Here is a 25720-nt window from a genome sequence, read left to right on the forward strand (position 1 = left end):
CCAGGTCGCCATCCAATATGACTCAACTCACTTTTTGACTAGCCGTAGGTGTCCCGGGGACCACGGCCCTTCACGTGCAGCGGCCCCTTTCGCCAGCTCGGTTGGGAGGGTCCGAATACCTTCAATTCGGCGATCACGTCGGGCCCGACCTTCTCGGAGATGACCTGCAGGATCTTCCGCTGCATCAAGCGAAGATTCGTGGCCCAGGCCGTCGAATCACACGTGATGAACAACTGCTTGTCCTTCAACATCTGGACCTGACTGTGCTGGGCGATCTGCTCCCCAACGAGGATGTCCCAATTGGCCTTCACCCAGCCGCCAGCCATGGGGCGACCCCAGCCCCGACGTCTGATCTCGTCGCCGAGCACGGATCCGATGGATTCGGTGTTGTCAGTGCGGACCACGGCCCGCCCGTCCGGGCCGGACGGGCGGCCGATCCGCCGTGATGGAGATACCCCGCCCGCCGGTCGGCGGGCGGATCCGCGGGTTCCGATGCCCGCCTCAGGTAGTCTGCTCCCCCGTTTCCGCGCGACTGCCCGGATGTGTTCATAAGCCGCGGTGACGGAATCTGCCCGTTCCTCAGGAGCCGTCATTGCCGTCCTCCCCGGAGACCCCCGACCCGGGCTCCGGGACGCCGAGAACCGAATATCGTCCGGATTCGTCAGTGATCATCGAGACACGGTGGATACGGGCACCCGAAGTATTCAGTTTGGCCGGCAAATCGCCGTCGACGGCAGCCGTGATGAGCACCTGTTCCGCCGTCAGGGCGATCTGGATGAGCGCCTCCCTCCGGGCGGCATCGAGTTCCGCGAAGACATCGTCCAGGATCAGTATGGGATCCGTTCCGTCTTCCCTGAACAACGAGAAGACACCGAGCCGTAGAGCCAAGGCATACGACCAGGTTTCCCCGTGGCTCGCGAATCCGCGGGCCGGTTCATCACCGAGCATGAGATCCAGATCATCGCGGTGGGGACCGACGAGTGACAGTCCCCGTTCAATCTCCCTCGTCCGGTTGTGCGCCAGGTCGGACAGCATCGCGGCCTCCAGGACATCGGCATCACAACAGTTATCCGGTGCCGTCGTGATACTGCTTCGGTAACTGAGACGGGGCGGTCTCGACTCCGGTGCGATGATCGCGTACGCGGTGGTCACGTGCTCGGACAACTCAGTGACCAGCGCGGTTCTGGCGGCGGTCAGTTGACCGCCGAATGCCGCCAGCTGACCGTCCCAGATATCGAGCGTGGAGAGCGCCGCCGCCCCGTCCTCGCTGTCGTAACCCCGCCGCAAGGCCCCCGATGCAGACCGGAGGAGTGCGTTACGTTGTCGGAGAACCTTGTCGTAATCGGCCTTGACTCCAGCGATCCTGGGGTATCTTGTCGCGAGCACCTCATCGAGATACCGGCGCCGTTCCGCCGGCTCGCCTCGCACCAGGGAGATGTCCTCAGGCGCGAAGAGCACGGTCTTGACCACCCCGAGAAGACCCCGTGGGGATTCGAGACGGGTCCGGTTCAGCTGCGCGAGATTTCCACCCTTCGGTTTGATGAGCAAATGGGCGGCGAGTTCACGACCACCGTTGACGGCCACAGTGGAGATTCTTGCGTCGTGGGCCCCGGATCTTACTAATGGAGCATCGTTGGCGACCCGGTGGGACCCAAGATGTGCGAGGTATCCAACAGCCTCGACGATATTTGTCTTGCCGTGTCCATTACGCCCGACGAGAACGGTGACGCCGGGGTGCAGGTCCAGGGAGAGAGTCGGCCAGGAGCGGAAATCACGCAGGGTGAGGGTACGGATGTGCACTCTTCGCCTTTCACCCCTTCACCCGCTAGTTCCCGATGATTCCGGTGGATCTTAACCCGGGAGACGGACCGGCATCAGGAGATACGTGAAATCGGTGTCCGGGGTGGAGAAGGTCCCCTCCTCGTCGGCCTCGGGCAGGTCATCGGGTTCCGGGATCAGAATCGCCGGACGGGACGGATCGGTGAAGCCAAAGACGACCCGCTCGGTCCGGATCACCGCGAGACCATCCTTCAGGTAACCGGCGTTGAAGGCGGTCAACAGGGGGGCCCCGGTGAAGGCGCACGGGAGGGTCTCCTCAGCGTGTCCTGCGTCTGAACCTCCCGCCGAGAGAATCACTTGGCCTTCCGAAAATTCCATCCGGATCTGGGCGTTGCGGTCGGCGACCAGCGCGACACGGCGAATCGCATCTATCAGGGGCGAGATCTCGACGCTCGCGAGTGCCTTGTGTGTCTTCGGCAGGAGTGGCCGGAAGTTCGGGAACTGGGCATCCAGAAGCCGCGTCGTGGTGCGACGTGCGTCGGCATGGACGCCGAACAGGCCCTCGTGGCCGATTGCTGCGCCGGAACCGACTGCAATTTCGATGTCCTCGTTTGCGCCGTCCAGGGTGCGCGCGTTGTCGAGCAGGGTCTTCGCTGGGATGAGGAGCTTCGCCTCCGTATCAGTGTTCGTGGGGTTCCATTCAAGGGTCCGCACAGCCATCCGGAAGCGGTCGGTGGCGACGAGAAGGAGCTCTGGGCCGTTGATCTCCATGTGTACGCCCGTGAGCATCGGCAGTGTGTCATCTTTGCCTGCTGCGGTCGCGACCTGGGTCACGGCTTCGGTGAATAGTCTGGGGTTGATGGTCCCTGTGGTCTCCGGGAGGTTCGGCAGCTGCGGGTAGTCGTCGAGTGGGATGCTGGGCAGCTCGAAGCGGGAGGATCCGCATTTCACCTGGACCGTCGAACCACTTAACTCGATCTCGACAGGTTTGTTGGGGAGTGTGGCGGTGATGTCGGCGATCAATTTGCCGGCGACCGCCACCCGTCCGGTCTCCGCCACCTCGGCGGGGATGCGGACCTGGGTAGAAACCTCGTAGTCGTACCCGGCGAGCTCGAGTCCCTCATCATCGGCCGTGATGAGCATGCCGCGGAGGACCGGCTGAGTGGGTTTGCTCGGGAGGCTCCGTGCCACCCAGGCTACTGCTCCCGCCAGGTCATCCTTGGACACCCGGAATGACACTGATTGTGACTCCATGCTCGTTGAAGCTCCTCAAAACGTGGTCGAACACTGCGATGCGACAGACGGACATGTTCCGGTGGACGACCGGAACGGTATTCGCTAAGGCCGGAGCGCTGTCACCGACCGGGTTCGGCCGGACCCGGGACATCGCTTCATGTGATTACAAACCAACGTACCCGGCGAGCCGTTCACGGGAAACCTGGAATGACAATGATCCCGCCCTGCGCTCCGGTTTTCTCTGCTGCTCCAGCACCGGAGGAAACCGGCGGCGTGTTGTTTTCCCACACCCCCTCTTTCTTCTTTAGATCTACCAAGGGAAAAGATGGGAGTAACAGTAAGTCCTGTGCAAACTGTGGATTCAGGGGTATCAGGCATGGTCCGCCCGGCGATTCGGGGTGTGGGCACATTTGTGGGACTCCTGTGGATAACGTGACCTTCCTGTGGATGATTTTGCCCCTCTGCTATTCATCCACAGGTCATCCACTGTCAAGGGGCCGTTGATCAACAGGTTCCGGTGAGTTATCCACCCGGTCGGGAAAGGGGTTCGGGTCCGTCATGATGTGTCGAGCATCACTAAATTACATTAATAGAATTACACAGCTGTGGACAATGCTTGTGAACAACTTCCGGACCGGGACCTCACCCGGACAGACGAAACGGGAGGCACCCCTCGGCTCAGCAGGGTGCCTCCCGGGTACCGGGTGGGCGGGATCTTATGACCGTCCGCGGGTCTTGACTATCCGGGTAAGTTCCTGAATCTGGTCGTAGGTGTCGTGTTTCTCGGTCATTTCTTTCCGGATCTTCCGGTCCGCGTACATCACTGTCGTGTGGTCCTTGCCGCCGAAGCTTGCGCCGATCTTCGGGAGTGACAGGTCCGTGAGCTCCCGGCAGAGATACATGGCCAGCTGTCGGGCCCGGGCAATCGGCCGAGCCTTTCCGGTGCCACACAGTTCCTTGACGCTGATGTTGAAGTACTCCGCTGTGACCTCAATGATCGTGCTCGCCGTTATCTCGATGTCTGCGGCCTCGGGCATGATGTCCGACAACGCGGACATCGCCGTGGCCATGTCGATGCTCGTCCCATTCAACGAGGAAAAGGCAGTGACACGGATGAGTGCACCCTCCAGTTCTCGGATTGATGACTCGTAGCGCGATGCGATGAGCTCCAGGACGTCCCTTGAGACCACAGTGCCCTCGAGACCGGCCTTTTTCTCGAGGATGGCGATGCGGGTTTCGAGGTCGGGTGGCTGAACATCGGTGATCAGTCCACCCTCGAACCGGGTCCGAAGTCGGTCGGTCAGGGTTGTCAGCTGCCGGGGTGGCCGGTCGGAGGAAAGGATGATCTGTTTATCGGCCTGATGGAGGGCGTTGAATGTGTGGAAGAACTCCTCCTGGGTTCCTTCCTTCCCTTCCAGGAACTGGATGTCATCGACCATGAGGATGTCGAGATTCCGGTAGCGACGCTTGAACGATTCCTGGCGGTCGTCGCGGACCGAGTTGATGTAGTCGTTGGTGAACTCCTCGCTCGACACGTAGAGGACGCGGAGATCCGGTTGGAGCTCCTGCGAGTAGTGTCCCGCGGCGTGGAGGAGATGGGTCTTGCCCAATCCTGAGCCACCCCAGATGAAGAGGGGGTTGAATGCCTGTGCCGGGGATTCGGCGACGGCGATGGCGGCGGCTTGGGCGAAACGGTTCGAGGAACCTGTGACGAATGTGTCGAAGGTGTAACGCTCGTTCAGTGAGGCCGCCCGGTTCGGGTTCCTCGCCGCCTTCTCCCGGACTATCCGTTGACCGCTGTCGCGCTGGGGCTGATTCCGGGAGTGCTCTGTCGCCCGGGCCACCGTGGCCCGCCAACCCTCGCTGGGAGGGTAGCCGGTGTCCTTCGGTGAGCCGACTCCGGCCAGAAGATGGTCATCAGGGTGGTTGCCGTTGTTCCGGGGCCACCCGGTCGAGAAAAGCGTCGGTGTATCGGAATTCTCCGGCAGGATGTGCGGCGCTTCGTGCTGTTCGGAGAAACCACGTCCGTCGGAGTGTCCCGTGGAACCTTGCCCCAGCCCTGGATCGACGGGATCTACGAATCGGTGATTCTCCCGATGAAAAGGATCTTGGTGTGGGGTCTCGCGCGGTGGGTTGGTTCCGGGGGCTTCGGGCGCGACGGAGACGGCGATGCCGTGTGGACTACCGAGGATATCGGAGAGAATTCGCTTAATCGGTTCGCCGAAATCCTTCTCGATCATGTTCTTCGCGATGAGGTGAGGGGTTGTGAGCACGGCGAAACCCGGTACCAGCGCGACTATCCGTACGAGATGCAGGTTCGCGGTTTGCATCGGGCCGAGGGGAGGAATTCCGGTTCCGGGTTTTCCGGCGAGGTCAGTGAGCTTGGTCACTACCTTTTCCCAGATCTGCTGGGGTGAAGTATCCGTCACGGTCATCCTTCTGTACGTCATCTGTGATCTGAGCCGAACGTCGCCCGAACCTCTGTAGCCTGCAGTCCCCGGGGAAACAAAGACGGTGAACCCGGAAACAACGGTGATGACTCCGTGTCCGGAGTCCTGTGCTGGTCACAGGGCCGTGGATGGTGAATTGTCATTGTCCACCGACCCGTCCACACCTTGATGTGGCCGGTGTCCAGCATGTTCCACAGAGTTATCCACACCTGTGGACAACATTTCATGGTTCTCGTTCTCCACAGGGTACCGGATTGCCTGTGGACAGTTTCATCGGGCTACTCCGACACTTTTACCTGCAGATTTGTCGAAAATAGAGAATATCTTCAAGTTCTGGTTGAGAGTTATTCACAGTTCGATTCATCCACAGACTGTGTTTTATCGCTGTGTCATTGGTACCTGTCCCCGTGGATCAGTGTCCAGACGGTCCACCGAATGCCGTTGCCCCCGAGGCAACGGTGCACCGTGCTTCCGGTGGTGCCTGCCCGCGAAAACGTGCCAGAGAGGAGGGATGGAATGGGGGATAACTACATAAATGTCATTTCACCTTCCGCTTTCTCCGGCGGCGTGTCGATTTGTCGAACCATCAACCTGCACGTAATCTGGCCTAGTCTCAACGCATCACGCAGAGTGGACACTTGTGTCCGGTCTGTCCTGGTGCGTATCACGCAGCACCGGCCGGTCAGCCGGACGGCCGCAGGACCGACGTCCCGGGTTTCCCGGTTGGTCGCGTTCAGGCCGATCCAACCGCCGCGCCACCGCTGCGTTGTGCTTCGGGATTCGCCTGGTCGGTCGTCGCTGTCTGCGACACCGTCGATTGCGTCCCGGGCAGCAGAAAAATCATCCACCGTAGGGTGAGATGCACAACCGGCGCCTGTATCTCGGTGCCCGGCGAAGAGGGCGACCGCCCGTGTTCCGTATGTTTCGGTGCACGGTCACGGATGCCCTCTGGTGTCCGGGTGTCCCGTATCGGCCGATGTGCTGATCACCCGTTAATTTGAGGAGTGTTCACCGTGGCCAAGGGCAAGCGGACGTTCCAGCCGAACAACCGTCGTCGCGCACGCGTGCACGGCTTCCGTACTCGTATGCGCACCCGTGCGGGTCGCGCCATCGTGACGGCTCGCCGTCGCAAGGGCCGTGCTTCCCTGACCGCTTAATCAGCGGTTGGGTTCGCAGGTTCACGGTTGTTACCTAAAGAGCATCGACTCTCCACCCCGTCCGACTTCAGTCGGACGATCCGTGGTGGACGCCGAGCAAGCTCGAGAACGGTCGTCGTGCACCTGCGGCACACGCAGGCCGAACCCGGAGAAGCCCGTTGCGGTGGACCCCGGTTTGGCCTCATCGTTTCCAAGGCCGTCGGGAATGCGGTGGTTCGTCACCGCACCTCTCGACGGCTTCGGCATGTTTGCGGTGCGTTGGCCCAGGAGCTCGGCGATGACTGCGATATCGTCATCCGGGCACTACCGCGTGCCGGGGACGCTTCCTGGAATGAGCTCGAGCGTGATGTGCGTAAAACACTGAGGAAGCTCCGGGGCAGTAACCGTGAGTGAGCGCACCGGGCGATGTCCGCGTTGTGGTTCGCTCGCAGAACGGGCGACGTCCCGGGGCACTCCGTCCATCGGTTCCCGGGTACTTCGGTCCGGGGTGCGTTTCTACCAAAACTACATATCACCCCTTAAGATGGGTTCCACCTGCCGTTTCGAGCCGACCTGCAGCGCCTATGCTCTTCAGGTCATCTCAGCGCGGGGTGCGGTCACCGGTATCGTGCTCACGCTCGTGCGGTTGTCCAAGTGCGGACCCTGGCATCCGGGCGGTTATGATCCGGCGCCGCGGTCGCGGCGACCGAAGGGTCATGTCGGCTGCCCGTACTGCACACCCACCACCACCAAGGAGTCCTGACTCAAAAGTGCTTGATTTTGTCTACTGGCCCATTTCGGCCATTCTCTGGTTCTGGCACAAGGTCTTCAGTGTCCCCTTCGGGTCCGGATCCGGTGTCTCCTGGGTCCTGGCGATCGTGTTCCTGACTTTCACTATCCGTGTTCTCCTGGTCAAGCCGATGCTCAACCAGATGCGGTCCTCGATGAAGATGCAGGCACTGCAGCCCCAGCTCGCCGAGGTGAAGGAACGCTGGAAGGGCGACCAGACCAAGATCATGGAGGAGACCCGGCGCATCAACAAGGAGGCCGGCGTCAATCCGATCGCCGGTTGCCTGCCGATTCTCGTTCAGATGCCGGTGTTCTTCGGTCTGTTCCACGTGCTCCGGTCGTTCAACCGGACAGGTTCCGGTCCCGGTCAGCTCGGACTTTCCATCGAACAGAACCGTGAATTAGCGAACTACATCTTCGCCCCCACCGATGTCCAGTCCTTCCTGGACGCGCGGCTTTTCGGTGTTCCGATCTCGTCCTACATCAGCATGCCCGAGGACATGTACCAGGCATTCCAGCCGATCGACTTCACGCGGGTGAACATCATCCTCGTCGCGGTTCCGTTGATCATCCTGACCGCGGTCGCAACGCACTTCAACGCGAAGATGTCGATTACCCGGCAGCGGGAGCGGATCGCGAGCGGTAAGCAGAAGGCGATGGGCAATGCCCAGATGCAGTCGCAGATGGAAATGATGAATAAGATGATGGTCTGGTTCTTCCCGGCCATGATCATCTTCACGGGTGTCTTTTGGCACATCGGATTGCTCTGCTACATGGGTGCCAACAACATTTGGACCTTCTTCCAGCAGCGCTGGATCTTCGCGAAATTGGATCGCGAGGAGGCCGCTGAGGAAGAGGCGAAGAAGGAAGCGAAGCGGGCCACCGCCCCGAAGCCGGGTGTGCGTCCCGAGAACCCGAAAAAGGCGCCGAAGAAGAAGCGCCGGAGCTCCGGTGAACGGGGAAACCTGAGCATCGACAAAGTGGTCGGTGACCCCTCCACCCCGGAGGACGTTGAATCTGCCGACACCACTGAATTGGGTACCGTCGCGGAACCGGAGTCTCCCGGTAAGCGGCCTGCGGCAACTCCGAAGAAGAATAAGAACCGGAGGAAGCGGAAGTAAAAACCCCGTTTCTCCCCGTGGCGAGAACGCCCCGCAGGATCCCCTGTGGGGCGTTTTCCTTCGCTTCCGGGTTAGGTGGTCACCGTCGAACTGTCCTGCGGGACTACCACATGGAAAGATGTTTCACGTGAAACCACCAGAGATTGATCCGGAAGACCTGGCCGCTCCCCCGTCTGTAGCCGGAGAGATTTTCGGCGCCAACCTGGACAGGGCCGTCGCCTACCACCGCTCACTGGCCACTGACGGCGCAGTCCGGGGCTTCATCGGGCCCCGTGAGATGCCGAGACTATGGGACCGCCACATCCTGAACTGTGCCGTTCTCGGGGACGTGATTCCCCGGAATGAGGGTCTCCGGGTGGCGGACATCGGTTCTGGTGCCGGACTTCCCGGGATCCCTCTGGCCCTCGCGCGACCGGATCTCGACATCACCCTCATTGAGCCGCTGCTCAAACGGTCGACCTATCTCTCGGAGATCGTCGATGACCTCAGGTTGGACAACGTCACCGTGGTCCGGGGGCGGGCTGAGGAGAAAGCGGTCCGCGAACGGGTCGGTCAATTCCGTGTCGTCACGTCTCGTGCGGTGGCACCGCTCGGAAAACTCGCCGGCTGGTCACTGCCCCTGGTGGCTCGCGGCGGGGAGATGATGGCCCTCAAGGGAACGTCCGTGAAGGAGGAGCTCGACCGGGACTTCCGGGAGATCACGCGGGCCGGTGGCGGTCGGGCTCGAATCATCACCGCAGGTGAGGGTCTCATCGATGAGCCGGCTACGGTCATCGTGATCCCCAGGCGGAAATAGTCGTTCTTCCACCGTCCAGATCGCCTTGCTCCGGTGGATGAGTTATTCGTGAGACACTAGTGTTGAACTGATGGCGGTGCGGACCGACGGTCCACGGTCTGGACCTGGTCGGCCGGGCCGGCCGGCCGGAGATCCGACGGCTGTGCGCATCACCTGCGACTTCTGGCAATGAAAAGGGGAAACGACGTCCATGGACGACAATTTCTGGGACGACACACCGATCGCGGCGGCGGCCAAACGCGCCGCCAAGGTGAAGACCCCGAACGCCTTTTCCCTCCCTCGACCGGAACGGCCCAGAATTTTCACGGTCGCGAACCAGAAGGGCGGGGTGGGAAAGACGACGACATCGGTGAATCTCGCCGCCGGGCTCGCGATCTGCGGCCTGAAGGTTCTTGTCGTCGATCTCGATCCCCAGGGGAACGCCTCGACGGCTCTTGGCGTCGAGCACCGTGGTGAGGGTGTGCTGTCGAGCTACGAGGTCCTCCTCGGGGACTGCACACCACTCGAGGCCATGCAGACGTCGACCGCCCACGAGAACCTCAAATGCATCCCCGCGACGATCGACCTGGCCGGATCCGAGATCGAGCTGGTTTCGATGGTCCGGCGGGAGTATCGGCTCGCCGATGCGCTGAATGAGGAGTTCATCGTCGAGCAGGGCTTCGACTACGTGTTCATCGACTGTCCCCCGTCGCTCGGACTGCTGACAATCAACGCCATGACAGCTGCACGTGAGGTGCTCATCCCCATCCAGTGCGAGTACTACGCTCTCGAGGGCGTGGGACAGCTGCTCAACAACATCACGATGATCCGGGACTACCTGAACCGTGATCTGCACATCTCGACGATCATGCTCACCATGTTTGATGCTCGGACGAAGCTCGCTGAACAGGTGACAGAGGAGGTCCGCTCCCACTTTGGCGAGGTGGTGCTGCGCTCGGTGATACCCCGCTCCGTGAAGGTCTCCGAGGCCCCGGGGTACGGGCAGACCGTACTCGCCTACGACCCGGGTTCCCGCGGGGCGATGGCCTATCTCGACGCTGCCAAGGAGATAGCCACCCGGGGTGATTACCCCGTCACCACTGAGTCCGGGGCGGTGGGGGTCGCTCCCACTGACGGTGGAGACGCTCCGCGTCGCGACGGTGGAGGTGGACGGTGAGCGACCGACGCACAGAACGCAATCCCCTTCTCCAGCAGAAAGGTTCCGATCACACCATGACACAGCAATCCCGTAAGGGTGACAGCCGTCGCGGCGGCCTCGGGCGTGGCCTCGCCGCGCTCATCCCGGATGGCGCATCTCCAGCACGACCCCGTCTCGGTGACGGTGCTGCCAGTATCCTCATGGGTGAGCGGACTCTGGGGGCGGAAGCTACCACCGCACAAAACCCGCTGGGTGATGCGCGGACCGGGGCCCCGTCAGCCAAGTCCAGCAAAGGTCCGACCGCTGCCTCGGGAACACCCGACACCGGGACTTCCGTCGGTGCCGTCTACCGCGAGCTGCCCGTCACGCAGATCATGCCGAACCCGCATCAGCCACGGACGGTGTTCGAGGAGGGGGCACTTGAGGAGCTCGTTCACTCTATCCGCGAGTTCGGTCTCATGCAGCCGATCGTGGTCCGCCGGGCACCTGATGACGGTGGCTGGGAGATCATCATGGGTGAACGCCGCTGGCGGGCAGCAACCCGGGCCGGGCTCACCGAAATCCCGGCCATCGTCCGGGACACAGACGACAGTTCCATGCTCCGAGACGCACTCCTGGAGAACATCCACCGCGTCCAGCTGAACCCGCTGGAGGAGGCTGCCGCCTACCAACAGCTGCTGGAGGAGTTCGGGGTGACCCAAGCTCAGCTCGCCGACCGGATCGGTCGATCCCGTCCCGTGATCACCAACATGATCAGGTTGCTGGCGCTCCCCGTTCCGGTCCAACGCAAGGTCGCGGCTGGGGTCCTCTCCGCCGGACACGCACGTGCTCTCCTGGGCTTGAAGACGGGAGCTGACGCGCAGGTGGCACTCGCCGACCGGATCGTCGCCGAGGGACTGTCCGTTCGCGCCACCGAAGAGGCCGTCACCCTGCTGAACCGTGGCGACAACGTCCCGGAGCGGAAAGCGAAGGAAAAGCCCGCTCCGCCGGAGTTCGCGATGCACGCCGCCGACCGTCTCGCGGATCGCCTGGATACCCGCGTGACCGTGAGCGTGGGTAAACGCAAGGGGAAGATCACGGTTGAGTTCGGGGACCGTGAAGATCTCGAGCGGATCATGGGTCTCCTGCAGACCGGGTCCGAGTAACACACTCCGGAATCGGACTCCGGCGATGATCCCCTCGCTGTACGCGGTGACCCCGGACACCGTCTGTCTCATGCACCCCCGGGCGCGGGCGAGCGTGTTCTGGGAGCTTGACCCCGCAACCGCGGCGGAGGTTACCGCCACTGGTTCTGCCAACTTGGAGAAGGAGGCGTGGATACACCGGGTTCTGGTCGAACAAGGCGGATGCGGTTACAACATCGGCACGGTCGAGGAAACCGGGGCTATCGCGAGCGTTCTGTTCTGTGACCCGGAGGAGGCGTCAGGGGTGGTCCAACTGCCGACGGCACCCGTTTCCCCGGACGCGATGTTGCTGAGCTCCCTCTTCATTGATGACCGGTTCGGGGGAACCGGCCTCGAGGCCGTCCTCGTCACGGCCGTAATCCTGGAACTGACCCGACGGGGCGTGCGGGCTGTGGAAGCGTTCGCCGTGCGCGGTGTCGAGGGAATAGCCGGCAACTCCGTCCTTGAGGGGAGTGCCCGGGATGACACCGTTCCGCCCGACCGGGACGATGGTGCGGCAGAGGTCGTTGCGCGGGCGGCCGACATAGGTCTGTTGAGGATTGAGGTTCTGGAGGCAGCGGGTTTCGAGGTTGTTGCTGACCACGATCTGCTCCCCCGCCTCAGGTTGTCGTTGCCCCCGGAAAATGCCGCGTGGAAAGTGGGCGCCGCAGAGCTTCCCCTGGTAGCGGTTCCCGGATAGTCTGGTCTCTCCGCACATTCGGGGTCGCCCGTGGGACAGCGAAGCGGGCTGGAGAACCGTTCAGAGTAACTCTGATTTGAGGATCTCGCTGAACTTGTAGGTTCCGGTCGGCTGATCATCCCGGTCCATGAGGTACAGACGCTTGACCGCGACGACGATGGATTCCGCGATGGCGTCACGCTGGGTGGAATCCGTGAGGACGGCGACGTCGTGCGGGTTGGAGAGATAGCCCGCGACGAACTCGACGCACGTCATCTCGCTCAGCCGCAGAAGATCCCACGTCCGGGCGTGATTCCCGCAGTTGATGAGATCGGTACGTGTGCTGACCTCGCGTTGGATCAGCCCCGACAGCTTCTCCCCCATCAGCGACGACGAACCGTGCTGCGATCCGAAGTAGAACGACGCACAGCCGGAGGCCTTCTCATTCGGGTAGTGGTCGAGCTGCAGGCAGAGCATGAGATCCGCACCGAACGCGTTGGCGATGTTCGCCCGCTGATCGTGGCTCGGATCATCCATCCGGGGCCGGGAGATGATCGTCTCCATACCCGTCGCGACCATCCTCCCCTCGAGCCGGGTGGCGAGATCCCAGAGGATCTCCTCCTCGGAGATGTCGCCGAATCGTCCCCGTACGGTCCGGCCCTTGTTGGCTCCACCGAGACCCGGGTCGATGACGACGCGTTTACCGGTGAGCTGCGGCCCGGCGAGGCGTACCTGCTCGCGCTCGAGGATGGCGTTCGGTGAACCCCCGGTGATGCGGCGGCCGAGGTAATTCAGCGCCCGGATCGTTTTCGGACCGCAGATTCCGTCGCTCTCGAGCCCGTAGTTCAACTGGTAGTTGGCGACGGCATTGTATGTCGCCTGCCCGTAGTGCCCGTCAATCCGATCCGTGTAGAACCCCAGTTCAAGCAGTTGCTGCTGGAGTTGGTTGACGTCATCGCCGACGAGGACGTTGTTCGGATAGAAAGAGAGCACCCTAGCCCCGAGCGTGTACGTGGCTTCACGGAGTTCGCGAAGTGTCGATTCACCGATCTCACCGGAGGCGATGATGCCCCGAGTCTGCTGAAACTCCTGGACAGCCAGTGCTAGCTCCGCGTCGTAGAGCGTGTCCTTCTCCTCGAAACGCTCGGAGTCCTTTCCTCCGACATCTCCTGCGTAGCCCTGAATCAGGCCGAGTCGGGCCAGGGTGGATCGCACCTCTGCGACACGGGGGCTACTGTCGCCCACCCGCAGTTTGTCTGCCACGATATCTTCGTCCTTCGTCCTACGGTTTCAGATCTGCAGTGGGCATATCCGGGATCTCCCGTGCCCTCAGGTCCGACTTTTGGTGCTGTCGGTGACGTTCAGGTCAGATTACCAGTTAGATCATGCCCTCCAGCTGGGACACGATCGCGCTCCTGGAACGGGGCCTGTTGAACTCCGCAATTTTGTTTCCCCTGCTGAAAAACATCAGGGTGGGGATCGACATGATCTGATACCTGGCCCCGAGGCCACGTTCGGCGTCGACGTCGACCTTGGCGATGACAGCCCTGTCCCCCATCTCTTCAGCCACCTGATCGATGATCGGAGACAGCTTCCGGCATGGTCCGCACCATTCGGCCCAGAAGTCGACCAGGACGGGTTTGTCTGCGCCGAGTACCAGCTCCTCGAAGGTACTCTCGGTGACGCTAACTGGGGTGCTCATATCTATCCTCCGATGTGGTGGCGATGGCTGGAATAGGTCGTGAGAATGTGATTCCCAGGGGCGGCTACCTCGAGAATACGCGGTTCGTCCGGTGATCGGTCCGGCGCGGACCTCACAGTGTGGGAGCCGTGGTGAGGAAGTGCTCGGTGTCGATTGCGGCACGGCACCCGGAACCGGCTGCCGTGACCGCCTGCTGGTAGTGACTGTCGACAAGGTCGCCGCAGGCGAAGACCCCGGGGATACTGGTCCTGCTCGACGGCTGCTCGACGGTGACGTATCCGGCTGGATCGCAGTCGATCTGACCGCTGACCATCTCGGAGCGCGGGTCGAGGCCGATGGCGACGAACATGGCCGCCACATCGAGACGGGAGTTTTCTCCGCTCACCGTGTCGGCGAGCTCGAGGCCGGTGACCTTCTGCTCGCCCTCGACCCGGGTGACCACCTTATTGATCAGGAACCGGATCTTGTCGTTGGCCCGTGCGCGCTCCTCCATGATGGCCGATGCGCGGAACTCCTCCCTACGGTGCACGATGGTCACCGAGCTGGCGAAGCGGGTGAGGAAGAGCGCCTCCTCCATGGCGGAGTCGCCGCCGCCGATGACGGCAATGTCCTGGTCGCGGAAGAAGAAGCCGTCGCAGGTGGCGCAGGAGCTAACGCCGCGCCCGAGAAGCTGCTGTTCACCGGGGACCCCGAGATAGCGGGGGGCGGCACCCATCGCCAGGATCACCGTGCGGGCAGCGAACTCTTCATCACCGACCCACACCTTCTTGATATCGCCACCGAGTTCCATCTTGTCCACGAGCTCCTGGCGCAGATCGGCGCCGAAGCGTTCCGCCTGGGTCCGCATCTGCTCCATCAGCTCCGGCCCCATGATCCCCTCGGCGAACCCGGGGTAGTTTTCCACCTCAGTCGTGGTCATCAGGGACCCGCCGTACTCGATGCCCTCGAAGACCAGTGGCTTGAGTTCGGCACGGGCGGCGTAGATCGCCGCAGTGTAGCCGGCGGGGCCGGAGCCGACGATGATGACGTCATGGACTGGTGGGGTGTTCGTCATGGAGATCCTCGAGGGGTTGATGAGTAGTACGGCGTCGATTGTAGGCGTGTCCCGCCCGATCGTGCGCCGCCCCCGTCCGGCTCAGTGATCCGGTTCCGTGAGCAGTGCCTTCAGGGCGGCGCGGGCGCGGGCGCGACGGGATTTCACGGTTCCCGGGCGAATATTCATGATCGTCGCGACCTCGTCGACCGGTAGATCCGCCAGGTCGACGAGAAGGATGGCCTGTCGCTGATCTTCGGGGAGTTTTCCGATCGCCTCACGGAGAGTCAGTTCCAGATCGATCTGGCCGAAGGGTTCCTCGGTGCCGAGGAGCCGGTACGCGACCTCGGAGGCATCGAGTGTCGTGAACTCATTTCGCCGGAAACTAACCCCGAGGTGGTCGTAACCGGAGTTGACCACGAGCCGGTGGAGCCACGTTGTGAGGGCCGAATCCCCACGGAGCTTCGATAGGTGGCGGCTGGCGCGGAGCAGTGCATCCTGCACAATGTCGTCTGCTTCGTCGTCAGAACGGGCGTAACGGCGGGCCACCCGCCAGAGCCGGGCACGGTGTCTCCGGACAATCTCCGAAAACGCCGTGTCATCGCCGTCGATGTACGCGTCAACGAGGCTGCCGTCATCTGCGGTTTGATGGGTGCGGACACCCGGTCTGGTGCGCCGCCGCTGCAGGGGGCGCCGGGGCGAACCCGATATCGACCCGGGACCGGGTGCCCGCCCACCCTTCGCGGGGTCGTCGTCCCCGGCAACGGTGTTCCCCATGTGGCCACTCCCCTGCTGATCTGCGAGACACCGCGGGGCGGTACAAGAAGTGGTGCAGTGGATCCGTCGTTCCATGTACCGGCGGTGGAGGACCATTATCCACCGGGTACTGCAAATGCGATAGGTTCGGGCCGGAAATTGCCCCTCCGGGGGTAGCGGAACTGCGTATTTAACTCCGGGATGCGGTGCCCGATCAGCGGGGACCGGCACCCCCGCCGACGGAAACCGGGAGACCCCGTACCGAAATCTCCGCCACATCTGCGGGCTCCGGCATGGGTAGTTCCCACACCCAGACCAGAATCCGGGTGAATCCGGGATCGTCGGCCGACTGCATGCCGGTGCCGATGGTGTTCGTGCCCGCGGACAATCGGGCCTCGCCCAGTTCCACAGCCTGGTCGAGAGAGACAAAGGGGCCCTCCGGAACGCCGTAGACCCGAATGCCGGTACCGGGACGGTCCGTTGTGATGATGACTTCCCTGACCTTCGTGAGGCTGGCGAGATCCACAACGAGACCAACGCCGGTCTTCAATCCTGCCGGGGGTGCGGCGAACTGCTGGAGGTAGCGGTCCGTCCGCCACCCGGTGGCCGGATCCCCGTCCACCGCGAGCGGGGCGAGGTCCGGATTATCCTCGGTGCCGGGAACCACGTCGCCCGGTTCCCATTCGACGGCCGCCGTGACCGGGATATCGCTCATCCGTGCCGGTTTGTCCGCACCCCGCGCCGCGGAAGGCGCGACCGATGCGATGGAATCACTGTTGACGGGGGACTCCTCCCGCCCACCACCGAAGACGCTGGCGAGATAGAGGGCCGCGACCGCGATGATTACCACGATAGCGACGGATGACGCCGCGATCACCGCGATCATTCGCCCTGAGTACTCTGCGCTACCGAATCCCGAGGTAATGGCCGGCTTTGGAGTCTGTTCATCCTTCACCATGACCCGTGGGGCCGGGTCATCGTCGTCCTCATCGGACAAGCCGACGTCTCGGAGGCGGAAGGCCAGGTTTGCGGCGGTCGGCTGCTGGACATCACTTGAGCCCGAGCGCCCCGCGATCCGTGCTGCCTCGGACAAGTCGGTGATGGCCTCAGGACCATCCTTCCCGACGAGAAGGGCGAGTCCCGCGCCGATGCTGTCGAGGTCCTCCGCGACCGTCGCGTTCGGCAGGACAGCCGGGAATGCGAGGATCGCCCGACCCGAGGTGTCGATCCGGATCCGGGATCGGTGCTCCACACCGAGGGGTTGATGCTCGGCGTGTGCTGCGGCAGCCGCGTCCGCGAGGTAACTCATGGCGAGCGCCGCTGCGCGGGGGTCTACCTGCCCCTCGGCGACGGTGACGAGTGAGGAACCAGGGACCCAATCGGCGACGACGAGGCAACCCGACCGGTAGGACGACACGGAGATCCCCCGGGCGATACCCGTATTACCCAGGCGGCCGAGCAACCGTGTTTTCCGGGCGACGTCTCGGGCGGTGGCAGCAGCCTCGATCGGGCTCACCGGGGCCGCGGGAACCTGCCCGGTGGTGTCCACGAAGACCAGGGCGACCTCGCGGCCGGTCGCGATCTCACGGGCCTGCCAGAACTGTGCTCCTGGAACGCTGCCGTGGTCGGCGAGCAGGCGGAAGCGACCGTCGGACACCGGGGCCCCGGGTACCAGGCGGGGGCCCCGTACGACGCCGGCTGACATTGGGGGCGGAACCGGGGATGCGTTGAACGGCTCGACCGTGATGATCTGGGAGGAGATTTCCTCGGGGGTGACCTTGTCCACGCCCTCTCCGGTCGGCGGGTTGGCGGTGATGAACCGACGCAGTACCGGGATGCGGCGCAGCAGACCGCCCATCGAACGAACTTCTGGCAGACCCGATCGGGACAGTGCGAGTCCGGTGACGATGAGGAACACGACGCCAGCTATACCGCACCGGAGGAAGAAACCGATGCTCCCCAGGGCATCGAAAATCCCGGACGCGAGATGGACGAGAGCGGTGTCCAGAGCCACCGCCACGAGGGCACCGACGAGGGAGGAACCCAGAGCCCAGGTGCTCGACCGCAGGATGGACAATCCGTTGAGGGAACCAAGTTTGCGGTGCAGCAGGAACGCGCCGATGACCGCACCGGCCGCGAACCCGAACCCGTTCGCCGCCCCGAGGAGGATGACCACCCGCGACGGTGAGGTGGCGACCACCGGTGCCAGAAGACTCAGCAGAACCTTCGTGCCCGTGATGCCGGCGATGATGAAGGTGGGGGTCCACGCCTGCTCCCGGGCGTAGAACACGCGAAGATGCAGCAAGACGAGAGCGTACGGGAGCAACGTGAACGCGGAGAAGCTCAGCGTCCACCCGAGGATGTTCGCCGAATCCCGGCTGAACAGACCGTACGCGAACAGCGCGTTGGCTATCTGCGTACCGAACGCGGTAAAGAAGATGATTACGGGAATCATCGCCACGAACGTGAGCTTCGTTGCGAGCGTCAGGTCTCGGACGACCGCGGCGTCATCACCGTCAGCGGCGTTGCGGCTGAGCCGAGGCATGATCGCGGTGAGGAGGGTGACCCCGATGATGCCGTAGGGAACCTGGAGTAGCAGCCACGCCTGCTGGTAGATCAGGGGGGCGGATTCGCTCGACGCGGACGCGATCCTGGTGACGATGATGTAGCCGGCCTGGGAGATGGCGACGTACACGATGATGGCCATTGCCATCCCGCCGAACTGCTTGAGCCGGTCGTCGATGCCCCATAGCGGCCGGAGATCGATGCCTGCGTTCCGCAGCGGCTTCACCATGATGAGAGCCTGAACCACCACGCCGAGGGTCGTGCCGAGACCGAGTAGGAGCACGTGCGGGTCGGTCAGGGACACCTGCTGATCGGGCGCCAGTCCGCCGGGGAGCATCCAGTAGAGGGCCAGAACGACCAGAACGACGACATTGTTCGCGACCGGCGCCCACGCCCCGGGTTTGAATACCCCCTTCGTGTTGAGGATAGCCATGAAGAGGGAGAACACCCCGTAGAAGAAGATCTGGGGCAGAAGGAGGTAGGCGAAGGCTGATGCCTGAGAGAGGTTGACCTCGCCATCCCTGCCGAGTGTCAGTGTCGCCAACAGGCCCGCTGTACCGACCGAGAGCACCGTCACCACGGTCAGGAGGGTTGCCGACAGGGTGAATAGTCTCCGGATGAAGGCTGCGCCGTTGTCCGGATCCTCTTTCTCGGCGCGGACGAGAACCGGAACCACGAGGGAAGTAAGAACCGCACCGAGCACGATCTCGGTGATCAGGTTCGGGAGCGTGTTCGCCGTGTTGAACGCTGAACCGACTGCGGTTCCCATCGTCGCACCGATCGCCGCGTTACGGAGGAAACCCGTGATGCGGCTGATAAGCGTTGCAACTGCCATGGAGCCGGTGGAGCGCACGACCTCTGAATCGGTGGCCTTGCGTCCCGGTCGCGGGACGGGGTCACTGTCCCGGTCGGGGTGACTCGTTGCCACCGCCGGCGCGTCGGTCGCGTGCACCCTGGTGGTCCTCCCGCTGGTCACGGCTGTGGGGGCCAGGGTGAGACGGGACAGATCCACAACAGGTTGCCGGATACTGGTGACCGGTCGACTGGCGGGTACCGGCGCCGGTGGGGACGGCGGGATGATCCGGCCACGCTGGCCAATGGAGGCGCCGCGGTCGGACCCGTGTCTGGGTGCGTCTCGGTCGGGTTGGTCGGGCTCAGCTGAGTTCACAATTCCCATTGTCTAACAGGATCGTGTGGAAGGAGGTAAAAGGTCATTACCCGGGCGCGGCGGACCGCGTCCACCGCGCCTCGATATCCGGGATCCGGTGGTGCCACGGATATCCCCCGGGGTTTCACGTGAAACACAACGCGAGGCACCGGTTGGCTGGTGTGTCCGTGTGTTTCGTCTCTAGCCGGAATGTGTCTCGGTGTTCCTTGCGCCCCGGATCCGGCGCATGATCTTCGTCTGAATGAGCCGGAGTATCAGGGCGAGGACTAGAAGACCGACGATCAGTCGACCGAGAAGACCGATGAGCGGGCCCTGGGTTTGGACGGTGATCTCCACCGGATCGCTGACCACGGATCCTTGTGAACCGGAGAGTCGCAGAACCAGCGTCACCTTGTCCGGTTCGTTCGGTAGATCCGCGGTCATCTGGGTCATGATCGACCCCTTAGCCGGGATCCAGAGCTGATCGGGCACGTGCACGACACTGCCGGGAGGTCCCAAGTAACTGATCCGACCGTCAACGGGCAACGGTAGACCGTTGCGTGCGACGATGAGTAGCGGAGAGGACTGGGACACCCTGGTGTAGACGTAACCGGGTGGAAGAAGAGCCACTGACGACTGCAGCTTCTCGAGCATCTCCCGGTTCAGTGTGAAGATGTGGTCCGCGTGTGCCGTCGAGGCGGCATACTCCTCCGCGTTCCGACGGCCAATCACCGTGAGACCCCGCAGCAGGTCGAGCATCAGGGGCCGCATGAACGCGTAGCGTGTTAGCGCGATCCCCGGATCGTTGACCATCAGTTGGGTCAGGTCGTTCATGTAGTTCGATTGCTGGGTTGCGGCGAGCACCTCGTCATCCGACGGCGCTGAGGGGTCCGGGAAGGGGGGCCCGAACCTGTCCATTCGGCGATTCGGGTCGGCGGGACCTGCGGACCGGCTGAGGGTCGTCTCGGTGGCGGCATCCGGCGTCGTCGCCTCATGCAGGGTCAGTGGGCGCGCCTGACCAGTTTCCAGCAGCCGGGCAACGGTGCCGAGTAGTTCGGCGCTAGCAGCCGGTGCCGCGGGTGCGGCCGGGGGAACGATGATGACCGGTTCCGGTGCTGCCGTTCCCTGATCATCGACGGGAACAGATTGGCGTGCGGCATCGACCGCCAGCCGCACGGCGCTGTTACCGGTGGTGAGCCGCGCCCGCTCGGAGTCGAGGTTCGGGTCGTGTCTTGTCTCCGGGTTGCTGTACCCGACCGTCAACGGTTCCGGACCGGTGGCCGCGAGCGTGGCCGCCAGTGAACCCTCGTAGCTTACTCCGGTCACCCCCGGACCGAGGCCAGTAAAGCGACCTCGTGCGGGAGCTCCCCACACGCTGTTGTCCGTCACGAGAACCCGGACACCGGTGGCGGGCGCGGGAAACGCTGCCCTGGGATACGGTTCCGGCATGGCCGGATCCTCGAGGGCGGCGGTGTCGGCCGGGTGGTGGACGGTGGGTAGCCCCTGCTGCTGCAGCAGTTCCCACGCGGATTCGGGATTGACGGTATCTGCGGGTCCGGTGGTGTCCGCGAGGGGCAGCCAGGCTGCGGTTGATTCGGTGACGTAGCCGGACAACGGGATCACGAGGTTGCGTTCCGGCTCGGTGTCCAGGACATCGGCGATGATCGACGTACCGCGGGACAGTGCCTCACGGACCAGCCACTGGTTGCCTGTCCGGCTGACCGCATTGATGTCCGTCCCCGCCCACGGCAGTGCCACTGTGCAGCCTTGTCCCGCGGCGGTCCGGAGTCGAGCCAGCCAGGCATCCGCTGCGACCGCTCCCCCACCTGGCTGCTCCGCGCGGGGCGCAGCCGAGTCCGCGCGCCAGCTGTCCCGAAGCCGCGGTGTGTCGGACACGGGACTCAGACGCTCGGTGGCCACGGTGTACCCGGCACGCATCCGGTCGACGACCTCGATCAGCTGGGGATCGACCGCCAGGCATGTCGCCTCTCGGAGAGCGGAGCCTGATTCTCCGTCGGTGGCTTCGAGGTATATGTCGAGGAGCCGGTCGAGCCGGCCGCCCTCCTGTAGTTGGGCGGCTAGGTCATCATTTTCGAGGAGCAGCGGTGCCGACATCGGCGCCTCGCCCGTTTCCCCGGCGACGAGTCCGGTAGGGGCGGTGAGGGGCCACAACATGGTGATCCCGGGTACCTCGGCCGCCGGGTTCTCCTGGGAGGTACGGGTGTGGAGAGAACCCGTGGTCCGATCGGTGACCGCGAGGAGGAACCGCTCCGACGTGAGGTACCTGATGATGCCCTCTCCTGTTCGACCATTCAGGTTGATCATCACGGGATACACCCCGGGTGCTCCGATACCCAGGCCGTCCGGTGAGCCGGGTGCGGTGTCCAGCGGTAGAGCAACCGTCACCGAGTCTCCTGGGCGGAGCGGGCCGGCGACATCGGTGAATGGGCCGGTATAACCGTAGGTCGATTGGTGGTCGGTCAGGCTCAGCCTGGCAGCAGCCGTATCTTCGACGGCATCAGCCCGCTGAAACCGAAGTGATAGATTATCTACTACTTGTTCAGAACGGTTCTCGATGGTGAGATTGACCAGCTGTTTTGTCCCTAGATCGATGTTTTCTAGTGGAGTATCCAGCCTGATCTCGATACCGCTCGCAGCGTCATCTTCACGGACGGAGGGGTTCCTCCACTGGGACATCGGCCCGTCCGGAGCGCCGAGCAGCTCGTGGCCCTGTGCAGCCGCAGTACCGACGGGTCCGGCCTGCCCGACCGGGATCGCGGCAATCAGTCCGGCGGCGAGAATGCTGCCGGTGAGAGCACGAACCCGGCGGGCACGGTCCTGCCGCCGGACACCTACCGCGCGGTAGGTGTCCGTGGAGCGGAAGAAATCGGACGGATTCACCGGGGTGTCCTTCTCCCCTCCGACTTTTCCCGTCGGGCGAGTTCGGGAAGCATGTCGTGGGCGCAGCGCGCCAATTTACGTTCATCCGCGTACGCGAGACGTTCGATGAGTTCGCTGGCCGGGACCCAGGTGACCTCGGTGACCTCCGGGTCTTCGTCGTTGAGGTCCCCGTCCAAGTAGCGGAGCAGGTGGTGGTGTACCGTCTTGTGGATCCGGACCCCCTCGGAGACGAACCAGTAGTCGATGACACCGAGTTCCGCGAAGACCTCACCGGAGATCCCGGTCTCCTCCCAGACCTCCCGTTCGGCGGTCGCCGCGCGCCCCTCACCGGGCTCGACGTGGCCTTTGGGCATCGACCAGAGGAGACGGCCACGGCGATCCAGTCGACCGATCAACGCGACGTAGATCCGTCCGAGGTCAACGGATCCATCCTCCCGCACCGATTCAGCCAGCCCGGAGACAACGAGACCACCAGCCGATGTCTCATCATTCGTCTGCATCCGGGGTCGCTGAACGTGGGCCCGGGGTGGTCCACCCGGACGGGTGCGACGGCCGCTCTTGCGGTTCCGGGCACCCGGATCACGACGTCTGCCGCTTGCTCGCTCTGCGGTGTCCCCCGTCCGAGTGGATGGTTTCTCCGGTTGCGTCTTCTGCCTGCCGACGCTCGAGCTCTCTGATGTAGACGGCGGGTTCTGCACCGCCTTCGTGGCGTTCGTCTTCTTGCCGTGTCCCCGGCGGCGGCGCCGGGAACGCCGTCGGCCAGAACCGGCGGGCGGACGGCCATCGCGGGTTCCGGAGTTTCCGTCTCCCGGAGCGCCGGATGATCCGGCGGAGCCGGCCGCCACCGGCGTCGTGGGATCGGATGCTCCGGTGGCTGCAGCGGAGTTCGCTTCGGGGCCCGCGCTCTGCTGATCGGTCTGGCGCGAACGATCATGCGAGCGACGTCGCCGACGACCACGTCGGCGACGTCCTGGCTGCTTCTCGGCATGCTGCCGCTCGCTGTCGCTCATATCCCATGATCGTAACCCGCCGGGCATCCGGGTGGTACTCCGACCCGCAGCGAGCTGCGGTGAAGCCGTCGTGGGCCGGGTTGGGTCAGCCCTGCCGCCGCGCCCCTCCAACCCGGCCCCGAGGGTGCGGTACGGCGGGTAAACTCAATCAGGTGAAAAACGAGGAAGTAACTGGACACCCCGGCCCGCATCCCGTGACCAATGCCGGCGTGGTCTCCGCTCTCGCCAGCGCGGAGAAGGCCATTGATGCGCTGGCGCCCGTGCTGCAGCCTCTGGCACAACGGTTCGCGGAGCACTCCGTCCCGCTCTACCTCGTCGGTGGATCGGTTCGGGATGCGCTGCTGGGCCGACTCGGCACCGATCTCGACTTCACCACGCCCGCCCGTCCCGATCTCGTCCGGACGATCCTCGACAGCTACGCAGACATCGTCTGGGACACGGGAATCGACTTCGGAACCCTCTCCGCGGAGAAGGACGGCCAGCAGATCGAGATCACGACCTTCCGGTCCGATACCTATGACGGCCAGAGCCGAAATCCCGAGGTCATCTACGGTGACACCCTCGCCGGTGACCTAATCCGGCGCGACTTCAAGGTCAATGCGATGGCCGTCGAGCTGCTCCCCGACGGATCCTTCCTGTTCCACGACCCGGTCGGTGGTCTCGCGGACCTAGCGGCCGGAGTCCTGGACACCCCCGCAACCCCGGAACAGAGTTTCACCGATGATCCCCTGAGGATGCTGCGGGCGGCCCGGTTCGTCTCGCAGCTGAATTTCCATCCCTCTGAGCGGGTGCTCGCCGCGATGACCGCGATGTCCGGGCAGATCAGGCGGATCACGGTGGAACGGGTTCAGGCGGAACTGGACAAGATGATGCTCGGTGTCGTCCCGTGGCTCGGCATCGATCTGATGGTCGACACAGGAATCGCCGACGTCATCTTCCCCGAGATCCCCGCCCTGCGCCTCACCCAGGATGAGCACCGCCAGCACAAGGACGTCTACGCCCACTCGCTGCAGGTTCTTCGCCAGGTCATGGAGAAGGAGGAGGGCGGCCCCGACCTCGTCCTCCGCTGGGCCGCGCTACTCCACGACATCGGTAAGCCCGACACCCGTGCCTTCAGCGCGGACGGAGCCGTGACCTTCCACCAGCATGAGGTCGTGGGGGCTAAACTAGCGCGGCGTCGACTACGGGCCCTCAAATATCCGAAGCATGTGATCAACGAGGTCAACCAGCTCGTCTTCCTACACATGCGGTTCCACGGATACGGAGAGAGCCGGTGGACTGACTCTGCTGTTCGCCGCTATGTCACCGACGCCGGTGACCAGCTCCCGCGCCTGCACAAACTCGTGCGCGCGGACGTGACCACCCGGAACCGTCGAAAGGCGGAGCGGCTCGCCCGGACGTACGACCACCTTGAGGAGCGGATCGCGGAGATCGAGGAGAAGGAGGATCTCGCCCGGGTCCGCCCGGACCTGGACGGCAACGAGATCATGCGGCTGCTCGACATCTCTCCCGGTCCCGAGGTCGGTCAGGCCTGGTCGTTCCTGAAGGAACTGCGCCTGGAGCGTGGCCCCCTTGAGCATGATCAAGCGGTGGAGGCGCTACTCGCCTGGTGGCGCACCGAAAGGGACAATTCCGCGGCGCCGAGGACAACGGAGGGCGAGAACAATGAGTGATCTTTTTGGTGACCGGCTCTTCAATGCGTTGGAACGGACGGATCCCGCACCCGGCATGCTGCTCGTTGCGGCACCGGGACTCGCGGCCGGAGAATTCACCCGGAGCGTGGTGTTCATCATCGAGCACGGTGCGACAGGTACTTTCGGCGTCAATCTCGTCGCACGCAGTGACGTGGCGATCGATGAGGTCATGCCCGAATGGCTCTCGATCACCGCGAACCCGAAGGCGCTCTACATAGGTGGTCCACTCTCGCGGGACACGGTGCTCTGCGTCGGGGTGACGAAGAATGGGGTCGACCCCTCCGAGGAGCCGAGGTTGACCCGTTGCGCCAACCGCATTGTCTACGTCAACGGTGCGACCGACCCGGCGGAACTCGCGACGAAGGTTGACGGAGTCAGGCTTTTCGCCGGCTATGCGGAATGGGCACGGGGCCAACTCGATGCTGAGATCGCGCGGGGCGACTGGTACATTGCGCCCGCTCTCCCGGGTGACATTCTTGCCCCCGGCCCGGCGGATCTCTGGAGCGATGTCATGCGCCGGCAGCCGGCACCGTTGCCCGCCTTCGCCACCTTCCCCGTCGACCCGAGAGACAACTGAAGCGCCGGACACCGCTCCGACCCGTCGTTGTTTCACGTGAAACAACCC

At 63.7% G+C, this 25720-nt stretch carries 21 protein-coding genes; 10 read left to right on the forward strand and 11 right to left on the reverse strand.

Annotated features, from left to right (window positions below; all coding sequences use genetic code 11):
* Positions 1-38: 38 nt before the first annotated feature.
* From JDV76_RS02315 to dnaA, 4 genes are all read right to left on the reverse strand, one after another.
* Entirely contained in the window at positions 39-593 is a 555-nt protein-coding gene (locus JDV76_RS02315) for a DciA family protein (protein WP_198735230.1), read from the reverse strand.
* Positions 580-1800 (reverse strand): DNA replication/repair protein RecF, encoded by a 1221-nt coding sequence (recF, locus tag JDV76_RS02320; protein WP_198735231.1) that lies wholly within the window; start codon positions 1798-1800, stop codon positions 580-582. Before recF ends, JDV76_RS02315 begins: the two co-directional genes overlap by 14 nt.
* 51 nt (positions 1801-1851) lie before the next feature.
* Positions 1852-3033 (reverse strand): DNA polymerase III subunit beta, encoded by a 1182-nt coding sequence (gene dnaN, locus JDV76_RS02325; protein WP_198735232.1) that lies wholly within the window; start codon positions 3031-3033, stop codon positions 1852-1854.
* A 698-nt stretch (positions 3034-3731) separates the two neighbouring features.
* Entirely contained in the window at positions 3732-5450 is a 1719-nt protein-coding gene (gene dnaA / locus JDV76_RS02330) for a chromosomal replication initiator protein DnaA (protein ID WP_198735348.1), read from the reverse strand.
* A gap of 1028 nt (positions 5451-6478) precedes the next feature.
* Here dnaA and rpmH point away from each other — a divergent pair.
* The 8 genes from rpmH to JDV76_RS02370 all read left to right on the forward strand — a co-directional run bounded on the left by rpmH (position 6479) and on the right by JDV76_RS02370 (position 12308).
* Positions 6479-6622 (forward strand): 50S ribosomal protein L34, encoded by a 144-nt coding sequence (gene rpmH / locus JDV76_RS02335; RefSeq protein ID WP_198735233.1) that lies wholly within the window; start codon positions 6479-6481, stop codon positions 6620-6622.
* Positions 6623-6649: 27 nt separating this feature from the next.
* The gene (rnpA, locus tag JDV76_RS02340) at positions 6650-7015 is read left to right on the forward strand and encodes a ribonuclease P protein component (RefSeq protein ID WP_198735234.1); all 366 of its coding nucleotides are present in this window, start codon (positions 6650-6652) and stop codon (positions 7013-7015) included.
* A 67-nt stretch (positions 7016-7082) separates the two neighbouring features.
* Entirely contained in the window at positions 7083-7364 is a 282-nt protein-coding gene (gene yidD / locus JDV76_RS12460; protein WP_248140757.1) for a membrane protein insertion efficiency factor YidD, read from the forward strand.
* A 7-nt stretch (positions 7365-7371) separates the two neighbouring features.
* Positions 7372-8511 (forward strand): membrane protein insertase YidC, encoded by a 1140-nt coding sequence (yidC, locus tag JDV76_RS02350; protein ID WP_198735236.1) that lies wholly within the window; start codon positions 7372-7374, stop codon positions 8509-8511.
* A gap of 118 nt (positions 8512-8629) precedes the next feature.
* Positions 8630-9307, forward strand: a complete 678-nt coding sequence (gene rsmG, locus JDV76_RS02355) for a 16S rRNA (guanine(527)-N(7))-methyltransferase RsmG (protein WP_198735237.1) — start codon at positions 8630-8632, stop codon at positions 9305-9307.
* A gap of 190 nt (positions 9308-9497) precedes the next feature.
* Positions 9498-10463 carry a ParA family protein gene (locus tag JDV76_RS02360; protein WP_198735238.1) on the forward strand — a complete coding sequence of 322 codons (966 nt, stop codon included), beginning with the start codon at positions 9498-9500 and terminating at the stop codon, positions 10461-10463.
* A gap of 56 nt (positions 10464-10519) precedes the next feature.
* A complete protein-coding gene (locus JDV76_RS02365) occupies positions 10520-11590 on the forward strand; it encodes a ParB/RepB/Spo0J family partition protein (RefSeq protein ID WP_198735239.1) in 1071 nt (356 codons plus the stop codon).
* 25 nt (positions 11591-11615) lie between these two features.
* Positions 11616-12308 carry a hypothetical protein gene (locus JDV76_RS02370; protein WP_198735240.1) on the forward strand — a complete coding sequence of 231 codons (693 nt, stop codon included), beginning with the start codon at positions 11616-11618 and terminating at the stop codon, positions 12306-12308.
* A gap of 60 nt (positions 12309-12368) precedes the next feature.
* Here the strand turns inward: JDV76_RS02370 and JDV76_RS02375 are convergent, their stop codons facing one another.
* The 7 genes from JDV76_RS02375 to JDV76_RS02405 all read right to left on the reverse strand — a co-directional run bounded on the left by JDV76_RS02375 (position 12369) and on the right by JDV76_RS02405 (position 23401).
* Positions 12369-13550, reverse strand: a complete 1182-nt coding sequence (locus JDV76_RS02375) for an N-acetylmuramoyl-L-alanine amidase (protein ID WP_198735241.1) — start codon at positions 13548-13550, stop codon at positions 12369-12371.
* A gap of 115 nt (positions 13551-13665) precedes the next feature.
* Positions 13666-13989: a thioredoxin gene (gene trxA, locus JDV76_RS02380; RefSeq protein WP_198735242.1), complete on the reverse strand. Its 324-nt coding sequence runs from the start codon at positions 13987-13989 to the stop codon at positions 13666-13668.
* Positions 13990-14101: 112 nt separating this feature from the next.
* Entirely contained in the window at positions 14102-15043 is a 942-nt protein-coding gene (gene trxB / locus JDV76_RS02385) for a thioredoxin-disulfide reductase (RefSeq protein ID WP_198735243.1), read from the reverse strand.
* An 81-nt stretch (positions 15044-15124) separates the two neighbouring features.
* The gene (locus JDV76_RS02390) at positions 15125-15799 is read right to left on the reverse strand and encodes an RNA polymerase sigma factor (protein ID WP_198735244.1); all 675 of its coding nucleotides are present in this window, start codon (positions 15797-15799) and stop codon (positions 15125-15127) included.
* 193 nt (positions 15800-15992) lie between these two features.
* Positions 15993-19442, reverse strand: coding sequence for a murein biosynthesis integral membrane protein MurJ (locus tag JDV76_RS02395; RefSeq protein ID WP_248140759.1), 3450 nt, complete (start codon positions 19440-19442; stop codon positions 15993-15995).
* Positions 19443-19691: 249 nt separating this feature from the next.
* Positions 19692-22391: a hypothetical protein gene (locus tag JDV76_RS02400; RefSeq protein ID WP_198735246.1), complete on the reverse strand. Its 2700-nt coding sequence runs from the start codon at positions 22389-22391 to the stop codon at positions 19692-19694.
* A complete protein-coding gene (locus JDV76_RS02405) occupies positions 22388-23401 on the reverse strand; it encodes an NUDIX hydrolase (RefSeq protein ID WP_198735247.1) in 1014 nt (337 codons plus the stop codon). Before JDV76_RS02405 ends, JDV76_RS02400 begins: the two co-directional genes overlap by 4 nt.
* A 5-nt stretch (positions 23402-23406) precedes the next feature.
* On the opposite strand from JDV76_RS02405, the gene JDV76_RS02410 reads away from it, so the two are divergent.
* Positions 23407-25074, forward strand: coding sequence for a CCA tRNA nucleotidyltransferase (locus JDV76_RS02410; protein ID WP_198735248.1), 1668 nt, complete (start codon positions 23407-23409; stop codon positions 25072-25074).
* Complete coding sequence (locus JDV76_RS02415; RefSeq protein WP_198735249.1) at positions 25067-25672, forward strand: YqgE/AlgH family protein; 606 nt, start codon at positions 25067-25069, stop codon at positions 25670-25672. Before JDV76_RS02410 ends, JDV76_RS02415 begins: the two co-directional genes overlap by 8 nt.
* Positions 25673-25720 lie beyond the last annotated feature (48 nt).

The sequence above is a fragment of the Corynebacterium marambiense genome (genome assembly GCF_016342275.1).
GTDB classification, from domain to species: domain Bacteria; phylum Actinomycetota; class Actinomycetes; order Mycobacteriales; family Mycobacteriaceae; genus Corynebacterium; species Corynebacterium marambiense.

Coding starts and splice junctions, on each gene's coding strand:
- JDV76_RS02315 (WP_198735230.1), bottom strand. CDS start 593: ATGACGGCTCCTGAGGAACGGGCAGATTCCGTCACCGCGGCTTATGAA.
- dnaN (WP_198735232.1), bottom strand. CDS start 3,033: ATGGAGTCACAATCAGTGTCATTCCGGGTGTCCAAGGATGACCTGGCG.
- dnaA (WP_198735348.1), bottom strand. CDS start 5,450: ATGACCGTGACGGATACTTCACCCCAGCAGATCTGGGAAAAGGTAGTG.
- rsmG (WP_198735237.1), top strand. CDS start 8,630: ATGTTTCACGTGAAACCACCAGAGATTGATCCGGAAGACCTGGCCGCT.
- JDV76_RS02360 (WP_198735238.1), top strand. CDS start 9,498: ATGGACGACAATTTCTGGGACGACACACCGATCGCGGCGGCGGCCAAA.
- JDV76_RS02365 (WP_198735239.1), top strand. CDS start 10,520: ATGACACAGCAATCCCGTAAGGGTGACAGCCGTCGCGGCGGCCTCGGG.
- JDV76_RS02370 (WP_198735240.1), top strand. CDS start 11,616: ATGATCCCCTCGCTGTACGCGGTGACCCCGGACACCGTCTGTCTCATG.
- trxA (WP_198735242.1), bottom strand. CDS start 13,989: ATGAGCACCCCAGTTAGCGTCACCGAGAGTACCTTCGAGGAGCTGGTA.
- trxB (WP_198735243.1), bottom strand. CDS start 15,043: ATGACGAACACCCCACCAGTCCATGACGTCATCATCGTCGGCTCCGGC.
- JDV76_RS02390 (WP_198735244.1), bottom strand. CDS start 15,799: ATGGGGAACACCGTTGCCGGGGACGACGACCCCGCGAAGGGTGGGCGG.
- JDV76_RS02405 (WP_198735247.1), bottom strand. CDS start 23,401: ATGAGCGACAGCGAGCGGCAGCATGCCGAGAAGCAGCCAGGACGTCGC.
- JDV76_RS02410 (WP_198735248.1), top strand. CDS start 23,407: ATGATCGTAACCCGCCGGGCATCCGGGTGGTACTCCGACCCGCAGCGA.
- JDV76_RS02415 (WP_198735249.1), top strand. CDS start 25,067: ATGAGTGATCTTTTTGGTGACCGGCTCTTCAATGCGTTGGAACGGACG.